Genomic DNA, 18,448 nt, shown 5'->3' with positions numbered 1-18,448 from the left:
CATCTGCAGAAACGAAAAAGGGCCGGTCATCCGGCCCTTTTCTTATTTTTGATCGACCATCGCGCTGATGGCATCACACAGATGCCCGAACGCAGTTTTCGCCCCCGGGCTCATATGCCGGGCACGCAGCCAGCCATGGATCATTTGGGGTTCTTCACGGTATTGAACGGAAATGCCCGCACGGGCAAGGCGGGCGGTATATTCGCGCCCGTCATCGCGCAGCGGATCAAAATGGGCTGCGGTAATAAAAGTCGGCGGAAGCCCACGCAGATCGTCAACCGACAGCGCATGGGCAAATGGATCATCCATCGGCGCCTTCAGCACATCACGATAGTAAATCACATCATCGGTGCTTAAGCCCGGCGCATTGGCCATCTGCCCATAGCTTGGCCAGTTCAAATCACCGCCAAGGGCCGGATAGATCAATGCCTGCCCCAAGACGCGGTCACCAAAGCCCTCTTCACGCGCCCGAACGGCGATCCCGGCGGCCAGCATGCCACCCGCACTGTCGCCCACCAGCACAATCTTCTTGCCCGATGCCAGGATGCTTTGGGTCACCCGATGGCAATCTTCGTGCTGGGCGGGCCAGATATGTTCCGGCGCAAGACGGTAATCAATTGCGATCAGTTCGGCTTTTGCCGCCTCGGATATTTCCGCACAAATCGCATCATGGCTGTCGCGCGATCCGACCACAAAACCACCGCCATGCATATAGACGATCTTGTGGTTAGATGTGCAATCAGCCGGACGATAATGGCGCACCGGTACGTCGGCAATCACGTCATCCTCGACCTGCATGCCGTCCGGATGCGGAAAGGCAAACTCGGCACAAAGGGCATCGTACCAGCTGCGTTGCTGTTCGATTGACGCGGCTACCGCGTCGGGCGGATAGAACCCGTCGCATTTGGCGATAAAGGCACGAATGCCTTCTTCATCTGGCATCGGGTCATAGGTTACTTCGGAAGAAACCTGATCGGAATTGGCCATCAACGGATCCTTGGTCAAAGACGTGGTGGTGCAGCCTAACGCGGATGCCCCCACAGTTAAAGACTGCAGGGGCGTGCCGCACGCTTATTGTGATCTGTTTCCGCCGACAACGGATCAGGTGTTCCGTCTAACCGATTGCGCGGCCAAGCTGATCTGGTTTCGGCAGGCCTGCATGGCGTTTTGCCATTTCCGCAAGATTGATTGCCACCACGCCACCAGGTTCGGATGTGCGACGGGTTTTAAGGTCCACATGCAGCAACATGGTCTCAATGGTTGCCGCAACGGCACCCTCATCATTGATCAGGCGATGGAAAAGATGAAGCTTCTTGCCAGCGCCATTGATCAGCTGTGTCGTAACGCGGATATGATCCCCGGCACTGACTTCCTGCAAATAGCAAACATGGGTTTCAACCGTGAAATAGCTGCCCCCCTTGGAGATATAGTCGGCATCGGCGCCAACCATTTCCATGAAGCGGTCGCTTGCCTGTGAACTGACCTCGACATAATGAGCTTCGTTCATATGCCCGTTATAATCCGTCCAGCTTTGCGGGATCTGGCGATCCCCGGTCACGGGAAGATCATCAAGCGGGGCCGGGTCGGGCAAAGACCCTTCGTGATCGTTGATCGTGCCCCCTGCACCACTGCCTGATTTCTTAAGCGCGCGCATCATGCCAACAAGGTTGTCATCACGCAGACGTTCAAGGTCACGGATGCTCATATGACCGGATTGATCATCTGATTGCTGCGCAATACGCGCGGTCAATTCCGGGGTCAGTTCCGGCACATCCATCAGCTTCGTCCACGGCCATTTAAGGGCCGGTCCGAACTGGCCGATGAAATGTTCCATCCCGGCTTCACCACCCGCAATGCGATAGGTCTCAAATAACCCCATCTGGGCCCAGCGCAGGCCAAAGCCATACCGGATGGCATCATCAATTTCCTCGGTCGTGGCGACCTCGTCATGAACAAGCCACAGCCCTTCGCGCCAGACCGCTTCAAGCAAGCGGTCAGCGATATGTGCATCAATCTCCTTGCGCACGACAAGTGGCTTCAGCCCGACAGACCGCAACACGTCACAGCCAGCTTCAAGCGTTGCAGCGTCCGTCGCGGCAGAAGGCACGACTTCGATCAATGGCAGCAAGTAAACCGGGTTGAATGGATGCGCGACGACGATCTGTTCGGGTTTGATTGATCCTTGCTGCAACTCGCTTGGCTTGAAGCCCGACGTCGAAGAACCGATCAGGCAGTCCTTGGGTGCATGGGCCTGAATTTGTGCAAGGATCTTGTGCTTAAGTGCAAGCTGCTCTGGAACACTTTCCTGAATCCACTGCGCCTCGGCAACAGCTTTTGTCATATCGTCATGGAAAGTCAGTTTGCCTTCTTCTGGCAGGGCCCGATCATAAAGGGCTGGCAGACTGCGACGTGCGTTTGCCAGCACCTCGTTGATTTTGCGCTCCGCCTGTGGATCCGGATCGAATACCGCGACATCCCAGCCATTTAGCAAGAACCGCGCAGCCCAGCCACCACCAATGACGCCACCGCCAATGATGGCAGCTTTTTTGTTGATTGCCTCAGCCATCAGCGCGGCTCCCGCTTGGTCAGGCCAAGCTTCTTGCGGACTGCATCCGGGCCAATCACGGTGGCCCCCATGCCCTCAACAATACCAACCGCGCGTTCAACCAGCTGGGCATTGGTGGCAAGCACGCCCTTCGACAGATAGATATTGTCTTCCAGACCTACGCGAACATTGCCCCCGGCCAGAACCGATGCCGCAACATAGGGCATCTGATCACGCCCGATGGAGAAGGCCGACCAATTCCAGTCGGATGGCACGTTATTCACCATCGCCATAAAGGTATTAAGATCATTTGGCGCGCCCCAAGGAATACCCATGCAAAGCTGGACTAGGGCCGGGCTTTCAAGGATTCCTTCTTCCACCAGTTGTTTGGCAAACCACAAGTGGCCGGTATCAAATGCCTCGATCTCGGGTTTGACGCCAAGGTCGGTCATCATCTGTCCCATCGCACGCAGCATGCCCGGCGTGTTGGTCATGACATAATCGGCCTCGGCGAAGTTCATGGTGCCGCAATCAAGGGTGCAAATCTCGGGCAGGCAATCGGCGATATGCGCCATCCGCTCGGACGCGCCGATCATGTCGGTTGCGGCTTCATTGACCGGAAGCGGTGCCTCGGTCGAGCCAAACACAATATCGCCGCCCATGCCGGCCGTGAGGTTCAGAACAACATCGACATCGGCTGCCCGCACCCGTTCGGTCAGTTCGCGGTAATATTTCAAATCACGTGACGGTGCCCCGGTTTCGGGATCACGCACATGGCAATGCACCACGGCCGCCCCGGCCTTGGCCGCGTCAATTGCGCTATTGGCGATCTGTTCAGGCGACCTTGGCACATGCGGGGATTTGTCCTGCGTGCCGCCAGACCCGGTTACGGCGGCGGTAATGAAGACTTCCTTGTTCATCGAAAGCGGCATGATGGCCTCGTTATTTTTGCAATCATTCTCTGCCATCAGGATACCCGGGTTGCCGATATTGATTTTACATATTCCGTCGTTTACTTTTCTGATCATGCCAAGCACGCATCACCGATTTGTCTTTGTCCTGTTTGACGGTTTTTCCAATCTGGTTCTGGCCAGTGCGCTGGAACCGCTACGCGCGGCCGCAGGTCTGCCGGGCGGGCCGGAGATCCGCTGGGACATCTGCACGATCGACGGAACACCGGCGACAAGTTCCAGTGATCTTGTCATCACGCCAAAGGCCGCCCTCAATGCCATCCTTGACCCGACACATATCGATTATCTTGTGGTGATTTCGGGTTATGATATGCGCCATCATTTGTCTTCGCGCACCCGGGCAAGATTGCAAAATGCTGCGCAACATGCCCGCACGGTGATTGGTGTCGATACCGCCGCTTGGTTGCTGGCGTCGTGCAATATGTTGACGGAAAAATCGGCAACCATCCATTGGCAGGAACTTGATCAGTTCCGTGAACAGTTCCCCGATGTCAACGTGTTAACTGATCGCTTTGTTGAAGACGGTAAAATGATCACATCCGGTGGGGCTGCAACCGTCATGGAAATGATGCTGCACATCCTTGCGCGGCAATATGGGCCTGCGGTTGCCTTTGATGTCAGCAATCTGTTTGTCTATGACGCCCGCCATCAGCGGCAAGGCGACCCTAATATATCTGGACGCGGCGCAGACCGTTTACATGGGCCGGGCGCGGATCATGTCCGGCGGGCGGTTGCCGAAATGATCGCCCATATCGAAACGCCGGTTGCACTGAAATCCATCGCGACCCACGCCGGGTGTTCCCTGCGCAGTCTGGATCGCGCCTTTCAGGACAATTTGCAGATGGCACCGGGCAAATATTATCAAATGCTGCGGCTGGGCCGGGCCCGCGATCTGGCACGATCAACCGACCTGAAGCTTGCCGACATCGCCTTGCAAACCGGGTTTAAAAGCCACGCGGCACTCAGCCGGGCCTATGCACAGGCCTTTGGCTCAACCTTGCGCGCGATGCGCAGCAACCGTCGACCTGCCCCGGTCTTGGGCACATAACAGACCAACTTACAGCCGGATTGACTCAACGCTGTCCTTCAAAAGCCGCGCACTTTTTTCAAGGCCGTCACGCTCGGTACTGACAAGGTCAGGCATCAGATCGGTCTCAATGCCCTGCGCCCCGACCACACGGGGAATGGACAGGGCAACATCCTTGACCCCGACGATTTCGGGGGTCACGCACGATACGGTCAGAACGTCATGCTGATCCTGCGCAATCGCCTTGATGATCCGCGCCAACCCGGCGCCGATCCCGTAATAGGTCGCCCCTTTGCCCTTGATGATTTTATAGGCCGCATTGCGCACGCCATCATCAATGGTGGCACGCACATGCTCTGTAATCGGGGATCCGACCTGGGCGGCAATATCGGCCAGTGAAAGCGATCCGACCTTGGCATTCGACCAGGCCAGAACTTCGCTGTCGCCATGTTCGCCAAGCACGTAGGCATGCACCGATTGTGGTGATATCCCTAGATGACGCCCCAAAAGACTGCGGAAACGGGCAGTATCAAGGATCGTCCCCGAGCCGATCACGCGGTTGGCAGGCAACCCGGATATCCGTTGGGTAATCTGGGTCATGATATCGACCGGATTGGACGCAATCAGAAGGATTGCGTCCGGCACAACCGAAAGAACTTTGCCAACCACACCCTTGAAAACGGCGGCGTTTCGTTCGAGCAGCGCCAGCCGGGTTTCCCCGGGCTTTTGACTTACCCCGGCCGCGAGAATGATCACTGATGCACCGGCCAGCCCGCCATAATCGGCGGCCTCGACAATGGTGGAAGACATGAACGGAACCGCATGGGCGATATCTTCGGCCTGTGCCACAGCCAGATCGTGGTTCTGATCGACGAGAACCACGGAACTTGCCAGTCCCATGACAGCCAGCGCATACCCCGCCGAACTTCCTACCATTCCGGCGCCAACAATTCCGACTTTCATGATCCGCAAATCCGTTCTGTGAGCTTGATCGTCAAAATGATGCCATCCGGGGGAAGTCACGTCAAAGGAGCGGAAGGCAATGTCAGCTGTATTGCAATCGGGATCAAGCAGTCCAAAAGCGACATGCACAGGATAAAAAAATGGTTAGTAACGATCCCAATACGGTGTACTTCCGCCAAAATGATCGACAACAAAGTCGATAAAGACACGCACCTTCATGGGCAGATATCTGCGTTCCGGAAACACCGCATATATTTCCTTTATCGGCATTTTATAATCGGACAAAACCGGCACAAGTCGACCAGCCTTGATATCCTCTCCGGCAATGAATGTTGGTATCCGACCGATACCGGCACCTTGGACAATGGCTTCGCGCAGCGCTTCACTGTTATTGACTTGATAGCTGCCGGAAACCTCAATCCGGGTTTCCTCACCGTCCTTTATGAACACCCATTCATTCACCGTGGTGTGATAGCTGTAGAGCAGGCAGTTATGACGTGTCAGGTCGTCTGGCGATAATGGCGCGCCGTATTGCTCGATATATGCAGGAGATGCACACAGAACGCTGTTTAGCGGTGCCAGCTTTCGGGCGACAAGTGACGTCTCGCGGAGTTCCCCGGTTTTCAGGGCAATATCATATCCCCCTGCGACAATGTCGTGTGACAGGTCACTCAAATCCATTTGCACCTTGATCTGGGGGTATGTCGCCAGAAACTCCGGAATGACAGGCGCAACATGCAAACGGCCAAAAGACATTGGTGCACTGACCCGAAGCCTTCCTTGCGGAACTTGCTGCAGCTCTGTCGCGGCAAATTCCGCGTCATCAAATGCGCGCAAAGCTTCCTGAACATGAACAAAATATCGCTGCCCGGCCTCTGTCAGGCTTAGTTTGCGCGTGGTTCGGCTAAGCAACTTAACCCCAAGACGGGCTTCAAGCGCAGTGACGCGTTTGCTAACCGCCGATTTGGTCACTCCAAGTCTTTCGGCAGCCCCGGAAAAGCTTCCGACTTCAACCACTGCCGCAAAGATGGATGTCGCGTTTATGTCCTTCATCATCCCTCATCATGTTGAGTTTATCTCAACAATTACTTTCTCAATAACATGATTATCGAATTTTGGGAAACAGCATACCGTATCGTCATCCCATAAATGGAACCGGACATACGCAATGTTTTATCTGGAACACGTCAACCTGGTCGTCAAAGACATCAACGCGACACTCGACTTCATTCAAACCGCATTTCCCGACTGGAAGGTGCGCGGCGAAGGAGAAGGCGACTGGTACGGTCAGAAACGCAAATGGCTGCATGTTGGTACGGATGGCCAATACATCACCCTGAACAGCGGCGATGACGCACCCAACCGCGACCTGACAAGTAACAATCCCGGCCTCGCGCATCTTGGGTTTTCTGTTGACGATGTGGATGGGATTACCCGCCGTTTGACGGAAAAGGGCTATGTCATCGGAACAATCGGTGCGGATCATCCTCATCGGAAAACCATCTATTTCACCGACCCCGCCGGGTTTGAATTCGAGTTCATCGAATATTTCAGCGACGACGTATCGGAGCGGAACATGTATGGGGGCGAAACCTCGGGCATTGTCCGTGTCGGTACCGCACTTAAGGAGGACAGGAAAATGACCGGCGAGACCTTTGTAAGAGACCTTTACCGCAATGCCGTTGACCAAAAAGACGTGACCGAGCTGGGCCGCCACCTTGCAGATGATATCCGCTTTCGCATCGGCAATCATGCGCCTGTCATCGGCAAGGACAGCGTTCTTTCGGCCAACCAGTCATTTTTTGACAGTATCGCCAGCATGTCCCATCAGATTGATGCTGTTTACACTGACGGGAACGCGACCATTTGCAACGGGTCTGTGCATTATGTCCGCCTTGATGGCACTGAACATTCAGCTGTTTTTTCAACAACACTTGTTTTCAGGGACAACCTGATCGCTGATTATCTTGTGTTCGCGGATATCTCAAAGTTGTGAACCTGAAATTCCCCCGGGTACAGTGATGTGGAAACAATCAACGGGCGGGTGGGCATCCTTGCCCGTTGATTTTGATTCGCCCCTTGGGTCGGGCGCATGTGTTCCGTGATGTTTCGGGCATATCATCTGCCACCGACAAGCATGATATTTTCTCTGATTTTGCACGAATTTATAGATTCCCCGGTACAGATACGTCTTTGAAAGCGGTCACAATATCGCTACGTCGCAAAACTACTGCCCAATTGACTTAACTTTTCTCCCTTAGCACCCACATTCCGAAATAGATTTTCTGATCGCTCACTCTATGCCGTGGGCGTGCCAAAGAGCAGGTTACCTGCCGGCGGAGAAGAGGGAGACTTTGGGTGCAACTGACAGCCCGCCATCCAGCACGTACATCGTACGTGAACCACTGTTCGTATTCGCTTTTGGATGCGAATACCAATCGTGACGGCAACCATCGCGTTGCGGGAACTGGATTGCTGCGTTTGACGTCATCGCGTGATGTACGGACGCAAAACTGCCAGCTACCTCGGCTATACCAACTCTCTCGCGCGCAGATATCCACCGAAGACGTCCAGGAAATAAGCCAGAAACCGGAAACAACCGGTTTCAAATAGTTTGTACACCGACCATTACGTTCGGTGATATGCTTACGCCCTGATGCAAACGGCTAGCCCTGCACAGGATTCCATCCAGATACCATTGAGAGAAGCCGAGGTATCCGACCATGCATTCTTCTGACATACAAAAACTTGTTGCCCGCCGCGAGAAATTCAAAAGTCTCGAAGCACCGTTCTATAGTGCCCAGGACATTCTGGATCTCGATCTTGATGTCATTTTTGGGCAGAACTGGATCTTTGTTGGTGTTGAACCGGAACTTCCAGAGCCAGGCGATTGCATCACAGTCGAGATTGGCGGTGCATCCATCCTGATCCTGCGTGGCGACGACATGGGCATCCGTGCATTCCATAACGTTTGCCGTCACCGCGGCGCCAAGCTGATTGACGAACGCCAGACGACGATTGGCAACATCGTCTGCCGCTATCATGGTTGGACCTATAACGAGGATGGCGACCTCATCCTTGCCGAACATATGGGCTCGGGCTTTGATAAAAGCTGTCATGGCCTCAAGACCGTTCATGTCCGTTCCATCGCGGGCCTGATCTTTATCTGCCTGGCCAAGGAGGCCCCGGCTGATATCGAGGAAATGGCCAAGATAATGGAACCCTATCTCGCGCCGCATGACATCACGAACTGCAAGGTCGCCCATGTTTCCGAACTGATCGAGGAAGGAAACTGGAAGCTGACCATGGAAAACAACCGCGAGTGCTATCACTGCGAAGGCAACCACCCGCAACTGACCGTGCCGCTTTCGGAGTTCGGTTTTGGCTTCTCGCCCGATGAACTCGATCAACGCCGTTCCGAAGACGTTGCAAAATATTCAGACACCATTGCCAACGACCATGCCCGTTGGGAAGCCTGCGGCCTGCCATCTGCCGAACAGGATCACCTTTCAAACATCACCGGTTTCCGCACCATGCGCCTGCCGCTGATGCGCGAAGGCGAGTCACACACACTTGATACGAAATCGGCATCAAAGAAACTGCTGGGCAATTTCACGGATGCCAAACTTGGCGGCCTGAGTTTCTGGACACACCCGAACTCCTGGCACCACTTCATGGCAGATCATATCGTGACCTTCAGCGTTCTGCCGCTGTCGCCGACCAGAACGCTGGTCCGGACCACCTGGCTGGTTCACAAGGACGCGCATGAGAACGAGGACTACAACCTTGATAACCTCACCCATGTTTGGAACATGACCAATCAGCAGGACGCCGATCTTGTGCGCCTGGCCCAGATTGGCAGTGAGCAGCCTGCATACGAACCAGGCCCGTACTCCCAGTTCACCGAACCGCATGTTGAGGCGTTCTGTGACTGGTACATCAAACGCCTGGAAGACCACTACGCAACGACTAAAGCCGGGATTGCCGCAGAATGAATGAGAAGAACCCGAACGAGGACGCGAAGGGTAAAGACCAGCCCGTCGAAGAAATCGTGACCGAAGTCAACCGGGTCCCCTTGTGGGACCCGGAGCATGACGATGTCCTTGTTTGTCGGCAAGTTCGTCAGGAAACCCACGACGTGAAAACCTTTGTGTTTTCCGCGCGTGAGCCGCGTGCATTCCGCTTCTACCCTGGTCAATTCATGACCTTCGAACTGCCGGTCGAAGGCATGGTCACGCGCAGCTATACGATCTCGGCATCGGCAGCACGCCCATACCGAGTGGAAATCACGGTCAAACGTGTTCCCGGCGGTCCGGGCTCAAACTGGCTGCATGACTATATGGTCCCGGGCAAAGAAGTGAATGTGACCGGACCTGCCGGTGACTTCACGACCGATGCAACAGCAGATCAGAAATTGCTGTTCATTTCCGCAGGCAGTGGCATCACGCCGATGATGTCGATGACGCGGACGGCCTGTGATCTGTCGGAACCAACCGACCTGCATTTCGTGCATGCGGCACGGACCCCGTCTGACCTGATCTTCCGCGATGAACTGGCATTGCTGGCGTCGCAGAATCCGGGACTTAAGGTTTCAATGACCTGTGACAGCACGTCGGCAAGTCATCGCTGGACCGGTTACACTGGTCGTCTGAGCCTGCCGATGCTGTCGCTGATGTCGCCTGACTTCAAGGACCGCAAGGTCTTCTGTTGTGGCCCGGCCCGCTTCATGGAGGGCGTGCGCAACATGCTTTCCGAAGCTGGCTTTGACATGGAAAAATACTACGAGGAAAGCTTCGATTTCGGCGCCGAAACCGCTGGCACTCTCGAAGAGCATGAATCCGTTGCACCGGAAATCAGCGACCAGAAATTCCGGGTCAGCTTTATTAAAAGCGGCCATGTTGTTGAATGCAATCCGGGGATGACCATCCTGTCGGCTGCCAAGGAAGCTGGCCTTCTGCCGATGTCATCCTGTCAGCGCGGCATTTGCGGCACCTGCAAGTCGAAACTGAATTCGGGCGAAGTTGACATGCAACATGGCGGCGGCATTCGCCAACGCGAAATCGACCAGGGCAAGATCCTGATTTGCTGCTCGACCCCGCTTTCTGATGTCGAGGTCGAACTCTAGGTTCGCCTGAAATCGCGACAAGATTTAAAATGCCCTGCTCACGATCACATGTGAGCAGGGCTTTTCTTTATGCAGGGGCGTCAAGCTGAGGTGCTTCTTCAACCATGGCACTGGTCGCAAGCGAATCCGGGATCGGTCGCCGCAAGGCCTGTGGCGTGCAGCCATAGCGACGCCGGAACATACGGCTAAGGTGTGAAGAATCGCAAAAGCCGCAATCAACTGCAATCTGGGCGACAGACTTGTCGCTTTTCTCGATCAGGTGCTGGGCCAGATCAAGGCGGATATTCAGGAACGCCACCTGTGGGGACGTATCAAGCGCCAACCTGAAATGCCGTTCGATTTGGCGCTTGCTGTTGCCCATGCGGCGGGCAATTTCCTGAACCGAAATCGGCATGTCGATATTCTGCTGCATGATCAAAAGCGCACGCTGCACAATCTGGTCCTGGGTCTTCAGATCCAGTGGAATCCCCGGCTGCGGCTTTTCGGCCTGAAGCGCATCATCGATGATCATGATGTGCAGGCTTTTATTGGCCTGTGCCCGGCCAACATGCTTGTCGACCAAATAGGCTGCCAGATGCGCCGAACTCACCCCGCCCGAACAGGTCAACCGGTCACGGTCCACGACAAAAATTTGCTCGGTTACCGGATCAAGTCCCTCGAATTGCTCAACAACTTCGGAATGGTGGAACCAGCTGACACAGCAGCGATATCCGTCAAGCAGACCCGCCTCATGCAACATGAACACCCCGGTGCAAACACCGACAAGCGGCACCCCGGCAGCGGCAGCTTCATGCAAAAACTTCTGATAGGCGGGGCTGAGCTTTTCAGCGTCATCCATCAGGCCGCCGACAACCACGATATAGTTAAACCGTCGCGGATCGCCCAACCGTTCCTTCGGATGTACCGCAATACCACTACTTGATGTGATCGGGTCCATCGTATCGGACAGAACCGTCCATTTGCACAAGATCGGACGACTTCGATCACCCTCATCCGCGGCAAGCCGCAAGACATCGACAAAGTTCGCAAAAGCACACAGCGTAAAGCGCTTTGCAAGGATAAAACCGACGTTCAAACGCGGTGCGGGCTGGGCACGGGAATCAGTCTTCTTGAGCATCGGTTCCTCCGATACAGGCAAGGTTGTCAGGTTTGTCGTAGCGGTAATCTCACTTTGACGCAAACATTCTATTTTTTGGCGCAAAAAGTCGCCAGATTAATTTTCATGATACCGAAGGGTATATCGGGGAAGCAAGAGAAACACAGGGTCTTGGAAGAATCAACAATCGGATTGCGATGAAGATGCCAAAATCGGCAAACAGTACATTCGCGCCCCGAAGGTTGTCCGAAAATGTGTAGCAATTGTCCCGTTCCCGGAAATCGGCATCCCGAATTGCACCAAGTTAAATGTCGCCTCCGGTAGTGTCACATCACGTAACGCTTCCAGTCTTTGAAACTTAAATCGGGTCGCTATTGCCAGCGACCACCCCGGACCAGCCAAATCTGATCCGGATTTCGTCAGAGAGGGAAATGATGAAGGTTCTCGTACCTGTTAAACGGGTCGTCGACTACAACGTGAAAATCCGCGTCAAGGCGGATGGTTCCGGTGTTGACCTTGCCAATGTCAAAATGTCGATGAACCCCTTCGACGAAATCGCTGTCGAGGAAGCTATCCGTCTTAAGGAAGCAGGTCAGGCTGACGAAATCGTCGCTGTCTCGATTGGCCCGGCACAGGCACAGGAAACCTTGCGCACCGCCCTTGCCATGGGCGCAGATCGCGCCATCCTGATCACGGTCGATGGTCCGGTAGAACCGCTTGATGTCGCAAAAATCCTCAAGGGCGTTGTTGAAGCCGAGGAACCCGGCCTTGTCATTCTTGGCAAACAGGCGATTGATGATGACGCCAACCAGACCGGTCAGATGCTCTCGGCCCTGCTGGGGTGGTCACAGGCAACCTTTGCCTCCAAGCTCGAACTCTCGGCAGACCATGCAAAAGTCACCCGCGAGGTGGATGGCGGCCTTCAGGCCATCAGCGTCAGTCTGCCGGCAATTGTCACGGCCGATTTGCGTTTGAATGAACCGCGCTATGCGTCGCTTCCAAACATCATGAAAGCCAAGAAAAAGCCGCTTGATACCAAAACCGCCGCCGACTTCGGCGTAACCGTTGCTTCGCGTTTGCGTGTGATCCGGGTTGAAGAACCCGCACAACGACAGGCGGGCATCAAGGTTGCCGATGTTGCTGAACTTACCGACAAACTCAAGAATGAAGCTGGCGTCATCTGACCCAGGCGGAGATTGAAAACATGGCTATTCTTCTTTTTGCCGAACACGATAATGCCGCTCTGTCTGAACAGACTGCAAAGGCCCTGAGTGCTGCCGCCCAGATCGGCGGTGATGTTGATATTCTGGTCGCAGGTGCCGGTGTTAGCGCCGTTGCCGAACAGGCATCCAAGCTTCCGGGTGTTCGTGGTGTTCTGGTTGCCGAGGACGACGCGCTGGCAAATCATCTTGCTGAAAACTCTGCAAACCTCATCGTCTCGCTTGCCGGTAATTATGACACCATCGTCGCTGCGGCAACCGCAAACGGCAAGAACATCCTGCCGCGGGTTGCGGCCCTGCTTGATGTCATGCAGGTATCCGAGGTGATGGAAGTTGTCGACGCCGACACCTTCAAACGCCCGATCTATGCCGGTAACGCCATCGAAGTTGTTCAAAGCACCGATGCCAAAAAAGTCCTGACCATCCGCACCTCAAGCTTTGGTGCGGTTGAGGCTGGTGACAGCGTTGCCGAAATCAAATCGGTTGATGCCGGAAGCACCGATAACGGGAAATCTTCCTTCCTTGAAAACATTCTGTCGGAAAATGATCGTCCGGAACTCGGTTCCGCCAAGATTATTGTTTCCGGTGGTCGTGCGCTTGGGTCGGAAGAAAAGTTCAAATCCGTCATCACGCCGCTGGCTGACAAGCTTGGTGCGGCTGTGGGGGCGTCGCGCGCAGCTGTTGATGCGGGCTACGCGCCAAATGATCTTCAGGTCGGTCAAACGGGTAAAGTTGTTGCGCCGGACCTATATATCGCATGTGGCATTTCCGGTGCGATCCAGCATCTGGCAGGCATGAAGGATTCCAAGATTATTGTTGCCATCAATACAGATGAAGAAGCACCGATTTTCCAGGTCGCGGATTATGGCATTGTCGGTGATCTGTTTGACATTCTGCCGCAGCTGGAAAACCAGCTTTAAGCTCACCAGAGAAATCGAAACGGAACCAAACCAGTGAACGATACCTCATATATCCTGCGTATTGCCTGCGACGATCAGCCGGGCATCGTTGCGACCGTTACCTCTGCTCTGGCCACGCGCGGCGCCAATATCGCCGAGTCCAACCAGTTCTGGGACCGCCACACCAACAAATTCTTCCTGCGTGTTGCGGTCATCACACCGTCAGATATCGACAAGGAATCCATCGCCCTGTCGCTGAACCCAGCTGTTGATCGCTTTAACCTGAAGCTCAAGATTGATGAAGTTGCACGCCGTCCGAGAATCATCATCATGGTTTCGAAATTCGACCATGCGATGCTGCACCTTCTTTACCAAATCAAGGTGGGCTGGCTGGATGCCGAAGTTGCGGCGATTGTTTCGAACCACGAAGACGCCCGCAAAGTTGCCGATCAGGAAGGCATTCCCTTCTATCACTGGCCGGTGAACAAGGAAAACAAGGCTGAACAGGAAGCCAAGCTTGCGGACCTGATCAAGGAAACCAAGTCTGAACTGGTGGTCCTTGCCCGTTACATGCAGGTCCTGACCAACGAGCTTTCAAGCCAGTTCTACGGCATGATCATCAACATTCACCACTCGTTCCTGCCATCCTTCAAGGGGGCAAAGCCGTATCATCAGGCTTATGAGCGTGGCGTAAAACTGATCGGCGCGACCGCACACTATGTCACACCGGATCTGGATGAAGGCCCGATCATTGAACAGGAAACAGAACGCGTGAACCACGCCATGTCGGCAGAAGATTTCGTCGCGGCTGGCCGCGATATTGAATCAAGGGTTCTCGCCCGCGCGGTCAAATACCATCTTGAAGGCCGGGTGATGCTCAACGATCACCGAACGGTTGTCTTCACTTTATAGTAAACTCCTGCAAGGGGGCCGGCTTTGACCGGTCCCTGACGCGTTTTCGCCATGCCGAGCACTGACAAACATCTCGGAAAGAAGGATTGAGAGAAATGAGCGCATTTCCAAGCAAGGCCAAAGTTGTCATCGTCGGTCTCGGCGGTATTGTTGGCTCCTCGGTGGCACATCACCTGATTGAAAATGGCTGGGATGATATTGTCGGCATCGATAAATCGGGCATCCCGACTGACATCGGCTCGACCGCACACGCATCGGACTTCTGCTATGCCACCAGCCATGACCTGCTGACCACCTGGACCACCATGTATTCCATGGACTTCTATGAAAAGATGGGCCATTACGCGCGCATCGGCGGTCTGGAAGTTGCACGTGTCGGTGATGACGAACGCATGGGCGAACTCAAGCGCCGCGTTGATTCCGGCAAGGCATTTGGCACCAACGTCAAAATGATCTCCGCCGCCGAGGCCAAGGAAAAATTCCCGCTTCTCGAAGAAGACCAGATCCAGGGTGCAATGTGGGACCCGGATGCCGGTCTCGTCACCCCGCGCTCCCAGACTGTTGCCGGCAAATTGATCGATCAGGCCGAAGCAACCGGCAAGCTCAAAATCTTTGCCAACACCTCCGCCCGTGAGCTCATCACCGAAGATGGCCGCATCAAGGGTGTCGTCACCGAACGCGGCACGATCCATGCGGACTATGTTGTTGTCTGTGCCGGTTTGTGGGGCCGTTTGATTGCTGAAATGGCGGGTGAAGACCTTCCCGTAATGCCGGTCGACCATCCGCTGACCTTCTTCGGACCGTATAACGAGTTCGAAGGCACCGGTGTTGAAATCGGTTACCCGTTGCTGCGTGATCAGGGTAACTCGGCCTATATGCGCGACACAGGCGACCCCAAAAGCACCGAGGGTGGCCAGATCGAATGGGGTTACTACTATGAGGAAAACCCGCGTCTAGTCCATCCGCGCGACATCCTTGAAAAGGATCAGGCGCGCCTGTCCCCGTCCCAGCGCGACCTCGAACTCGAAGACGTAATCGAGCCGCTCGAGCGCGCCATGGAATTGACCCCGATCCTGACCGAGCTTGGCTTTAACGAAAGCCATTCTTTCAACGGCCTGTTGCAGTCCTCTGCTGACGGTGGTCCGTCCATGGGGGAAAGCCAGAACCTGCGCGGCCTTTGGTACGCTGTTGGCATCTGGATCAAAGACGGCCCGGGCATGGGCAAACTGATTGCTGACTGGATGACCCATGGCCGCACCCATGTTGACCATGCATCCGTCGATTTCTCGCGCTTTAACAAGTTCCAGCTGAACGAACAGTATATCCATGACCGTTGCTATGAAACGGCGAAAAAGATCTACAACCCGCCGGTCCACCCGCGCGAGCCGTTCGCCAACGCCCGTGGCATTCGCCGTTCACCGTTCTACGAGCGCGAAGTCGAACTGGGCGGCTACTTCATGGAACTCGGCGGCTGGGAACGTGCCCATGGCTATGCCGCCAACGAGCACCTTCTGGAAAAATACGCAGATCGCGTGCCCGTTCGTGAACATGAATGGGACAACCGTCACTTCTGGCGCGTATCGAACGCCGAACAGCTGGCCATGAGTGACGATTGCGGCATCATCAACCTGTCGCACTTCCACATGACCGACATTTCAGGCCCCGACCATGTCGAACTGATGGAATGGCTTTGTGCCGCCAAGATCAGCGGTGATGCCAATATCGGCAAGGGTATCTATACCCATATGCTTGATGACGAAGGCATGGTGCGTGCTGACTTCACCGTCTTCCGCATGGAAGACCGCTGCCGTCTGGTCAATGGTGCCGATGCCGGCCCGCGCGACCTGACCTATATGCGCCGCATGGCTCAGGATAAAGGCTGGGACGTCACGATCACCGATGTGACCGAAGACTACACCACCATTGGTATCTGGGGCCCGAACGCGCGTGAGAACCTCAAAAAGGTTGTCGAAGATCCCGAAGCTCTGAATGTGGAAAACTTCCCGTTTGCCGCGATCCGTCAGATCAAGATTGCCGGCAAGACCGTTTCGGCCTTCCGCATTTCCTATGTCGGTGAGCAGGGCTGGGAACTTCACATGCGCTACGAAGACGGCCTTGTTGTCTGGGATGCGCTGCGGGGTATCGGCGTTTTGGCTGTGGGGGTTGAAACCTATGCCAACTCGCGCCGACTGGAAAAATCGCTGCGCCTGCAAAACGCTGATCTGCACACCCAGTACAACCTGCTGGAAGCCGATCTCGCGCGCCCGAAGGTCAAGGAAGCCGACTTCCGCGGCAAGGAAAAGCATGTCGAATACCGCGAACGCGATCATCAACCGGCAATGCTCTGCACGCTTATCATGACCGACAATGTCGATGCCAACGGTGTTGCCCGCTACCCGGTCGGAAGCCTGCCGGTGATGGATCCGGAAACCGGCAAGACCCTGATTGATGAGCTGGGCCGTCGCTCCTACACCACCTCGATCGCCTTTGGCCCGAGTGTCGGTAAAAACATCGCCCTTGCTTACCTGCCGTGGGACTACTGCCAGGAAGGTCGCAAACTGACTGTGTCCTATATGGACGAGATTTATCCGGTCGAAGTCTATGGCATCGGCTACAAACCGATTTACGACCCGGAAAACCTCAAGCCACGCAGCTAAGGCGCCACAGTTGGTCAGATACTTAAAACACAACAACCCCGCCATTTGCGGGGTTGTTGTGTTGGTGACCTAACAGGAACAATCACTAACCTTTCGGTACATCGCGATCATTCTGCGACAACGACCGTCGGTTCAATCTCGACGAGAAACTCCTCACGTGCCAATCTCGGCACACCTATCCAGGTTGCACAGGGTAGCTCCTCACCAAAGACCTCGATCAGGCCCCGACTTATGGCAGCGCTGTCATCAATGTGGCTTTCCTTGATATAAATTCGGAGTGCCACGACGTCAGTCAGAGCCGCAGACGCATGCTGCAGAGCAGTTTCAAGGTTCCTCAAGCTCTGAAGAACTTGTTTATAGAGGTCGCCCTCGCAAGTAATTTCCCTGTCCGCGTTCCACGCCACTTGTCCTGACACGTGGATGGATTTTCCGCTGCCTTTTTTCACGACGACCTGGGAAAATCCTAATTCGCGACTGTCAAAGAGGCTGGGTGGATTTATTCTTGATGTCTTCATTTTATGCTCATCCCGCTTTGTAGCTCAGTTCAAATGTGATCCCGAAAGGGTCGTGTTTCCAAATCACAGTTTCAATGACAAACAGTATCTTCGCTGCGCCGTCCTAAAATACGTTGTCACCTTTAGTAGATGACCGTAGCGAAAATCTGTAACAGTGATTAGCCCACTGGTTTGTCTTGGAATAGTGAACTTGACTCATTAGAGCGGGAATTTGGACTGGGATAAAGTTGCGGGGGCAGGATTAGTCTCCGCCCTTCGGGCTCCGCCAGCTCCGGCCTGCGGGCTGTGGCTATCGGTTAGACGTGAGCTTGTAGCCCTTGCGCAGTCTGCGCGCGGCTTCGCCGTGCTCGACCTTCAGACTAAAAACGTGCCACTGGCACGTTTTCTATACATCTTCAGCCTTCAAGTTATGAGCACAGGCTCAGAACACAGGAGGATCGAAGGTTCGAATGCTGACCCAAGACTAAAACGACAAAACCCCGCCATTGGCGGGGTTTGTTGTTTTGGTTGCGGGGGCA

General features: G+C 54.8%; 15 protein-coding genes. 8 read left to right on the top strand and 7 right to left on the bottom strand.

Annotated features, from left to right (window positions below; translation table 11 throughout):
* Window positions 1–42 precede the first annotated feature (42 nt).
* The 3 genes from B2R48_RS16835 to B2R48_RS16825 form a co-directional block, all read right to left on the bottom strand.
* Entirely contained in the window at window positions 43–987 is a 945-nt protein-coding gene (locus tag B2R48_RS16835) for an alpha/beta hydrolase (protein WP_297002786.1), read from the bottom strand.
* A 127-nt stretch (window positions 988–1,114) separates the two neighbouring features.
* Window positions 1,115–2,566, bottom strand: a complete 1,452-nt coding sequence (locus B2R48_RS16830) for a carnitine 3-dehydrogenase (protein WP_297002783.1) — start codon at window positions 2,564–2,566, stop codon at window positions 1,115–1,117.
* Window positions 2,566–3,513, bottom strand: a complete 948-nt coding sequence (locus tag B2R48_RS16825) for a 3-keto-5-aminohexanoate cleavage protein (protein ID WP_297002781.1) — start codon at window positions 3,511–3,513, stop codon at window positions 2,566–2,568. Before B2R48_RS16825 ends, B2R48_RS16830 begins: the two co-directional genes overlap by 1 nt.
* Before the next feature lie 13 nt (window positions 3,514–3,526).
* Here B2R48_RS16825 and B2R48_RS16820 point away from each other — a divergent pair, with 13 nt between their 5' ends.
* The gene (locus B2R48_RS16820) at window positions 3,527–4,564 is read left to right on the top strand and encodes a GlxA family transcriptional regulator (protein WP_297002779.1); all 1,038 of its coding nucleotides are present in this window, start codon (window positions 3,527–3,529) and stop codon (window positions 4,562–4,564) included.
* A 9-nt stretch (window positions 4,565–4,573) separates the two neighbouring features.
* Here B2R48_RS16820 and B2R48_RS16815 read toward each other — a convergent pair whose 3' ends face one another.
* The gene (locus B2R48_RS16815) at window positions 4,574–5,506 is read right to left on the bottom strand and encodes an L-lactate dehydrogenase (protein ID WP_297002776.1); all 933 of its coding nucleotides are present in this window, start codon (window positions 5,504–5,506) and stop codon (window positions 4,574–4,576) included.
* A 144-nt stretch (window positions 5,507–5,650) separates the two neighbouring features.
* Entirely contained in the window at window positions 5,651–6,559 is a 909-nt protein-coding gene (locus B2R48_RS16810) for a LysR family transcriptional regulator (protein WP_297002774.1), read from the bottom strand.
* A 115-nt stretch (window positions 6,560–6,674) separates the two neighbouring features.
* Between B2R48_RS16810 and B2R48_RS16805 the strand changes: the two genes are divergently transcribed.
* The 3 genes from B2R48_RS16805 to B2R48_RS16795 all read left to right on the top strand — a co-directional run bounded on the left by B2R48_RS16805 (window position 6,675) and on the right by B2R48_RS16795 (window position 10,631).
* Entirely contained in the window at window positions 6,675–7,502 is an 828-nt protein-coding gene (locus B2R48_RS16805; RefSeq protein WP_297002770.1) for a VOC family protein, read from the top strand.
* Between the two features lie 727 nt (window positions 7,503–8,229).
* The gene (locus tag B2R48_RS16800) at window positions 8,230–9,501 is read left to right on the top strand and encodes an aromatic ring-hydroxylating oxygenase subunit alpha (RefSeq protein WP_297002767.1); all 1,272 of its coding nucleotides are present in this window, start codon (window positions 8,230–8,232) and stop codon (window positions 9,499–9,501) included.
* Window positions 9,498–10,631 carry a hybrid-cluster NAD(P)-dependent oxidoreductase gene (locus B2R48_RS16795; RefSeq protein WP_297002764.1) on the top strand — a complete coding sequence of 378 codons (1,134 nt, stop codon included), beginning with the start codon at window positions 9,498–9,500 and terminating at the stop codon, window positions 10,629–10,631. Before B2R48_RS16800 ends, B2R48_RS16795 begins: the two co-directional genes overlap by 4 nt.
* Window positions 10,632–10,698: 67 nt before the next feature.
* On the opposite strand, the gene B2R48_RS16790 is transcribed toward B2R48_RS16795, so the two are convergent.
* Window positions 10,699–11,748: a GlxA family transcriptional regulator gene (locus B2R48_RS16790; RefSeq protein ID WP_297002762.1), complete on the bottom strand. Its 1,050-nt coding sequence runs from the start codon at window positions 11,746–11,748 to the stop codon at window positions 10,699–10,701.
* A gap of 413 nt (window positions 11,749–12,161) precedes the next feature.
* Between B2R48_RS16790 and B2R48_RS16785 the strand changes: the two genes are divergently transcribed.
* From B2R48_RS16785 to B2R48_RS16770, 4 genes are all read left to right on the top strand, one after another.
* Complete coding sequence (locus B2R48_RS16785) at window positions 12,162–12,911, top strand: electron transfer flavoprotein subunit beta/FixA family protein (RefSeq protein ID WP_297002834.1); 750 nt, start codon at window positions 12,162–12,164, stop codon at window positions 12,909–12,911.
* 20 nt (window positions 12,912–12,931) lie between these two features.
* Complete coding sequence (locus B2R48_RS16780) at window positions 12,932–13,867, top strand: electron transfer flavoprotein subunit alpha/FixB family protein (protein ID WP_297002760.1); 936 nt, start codon at window positions 12,932–12,934, stop codon at window positions 13,865–13,867.
* 33 nt (window positions 13,868–13,900) lie between these two features.
* Complete coding sequence (gene purU, locus B2R48_RS16775) at window positions 13,901–14,758, top strand: formyltetrahydrofolate deformylase (protein WP_062953826.1); 858 nt, start codon at window positions 13,901–13,903, stop codon at window positions 14,756–14,758.
* A 95-nt stretch (window positions 14,759–14,853) separates the two neighbouring features.
* The gene (locus B2R48_RS16770; protein ID WP_297002755.1) at window positions 14,854–17,415 is read left to right on the top strand and encodes a GcvT family protein; all 2,562 of its coding nucleotides are present in this window, start codon (window positions 14,854–14,856) and stop codon (window positions 17,413–17,415) included.
* A 107-nt stretch (window positions 17,416–17,522) separates the two neighbouring features.
* Here the strand turns inward: B2R48_RS16770 and B2R48_RS16765 are convergent, their stop codons facing one another.
* Window positions 17,523–17,930 (bottom strand): RidA family protein, encoded by a 408-nt coding sequence (locus B2R48_RS16765; protein WP_297002752.1) that lies wholly within the window; start codon window positions 17,928–17,930, stop codon window positions 17,523–17,525.
* Window positions 17,931–18,448 lie beyond the last annotated feature (518 nt).

This window comes from Thalassospira sp. UBA848, from assembly GCF_002295455.1.
Classification (GTDB): Bacteria; Pseudomonadota; Alphaproteobacteria; order Rhodospirillales; family Thalassospiraceae; genus Thalassospira.
Note: the sequence above shows the minus strand (reverse complement) of the source record. Positions and strands in the feature narration are given on the sequence as shown.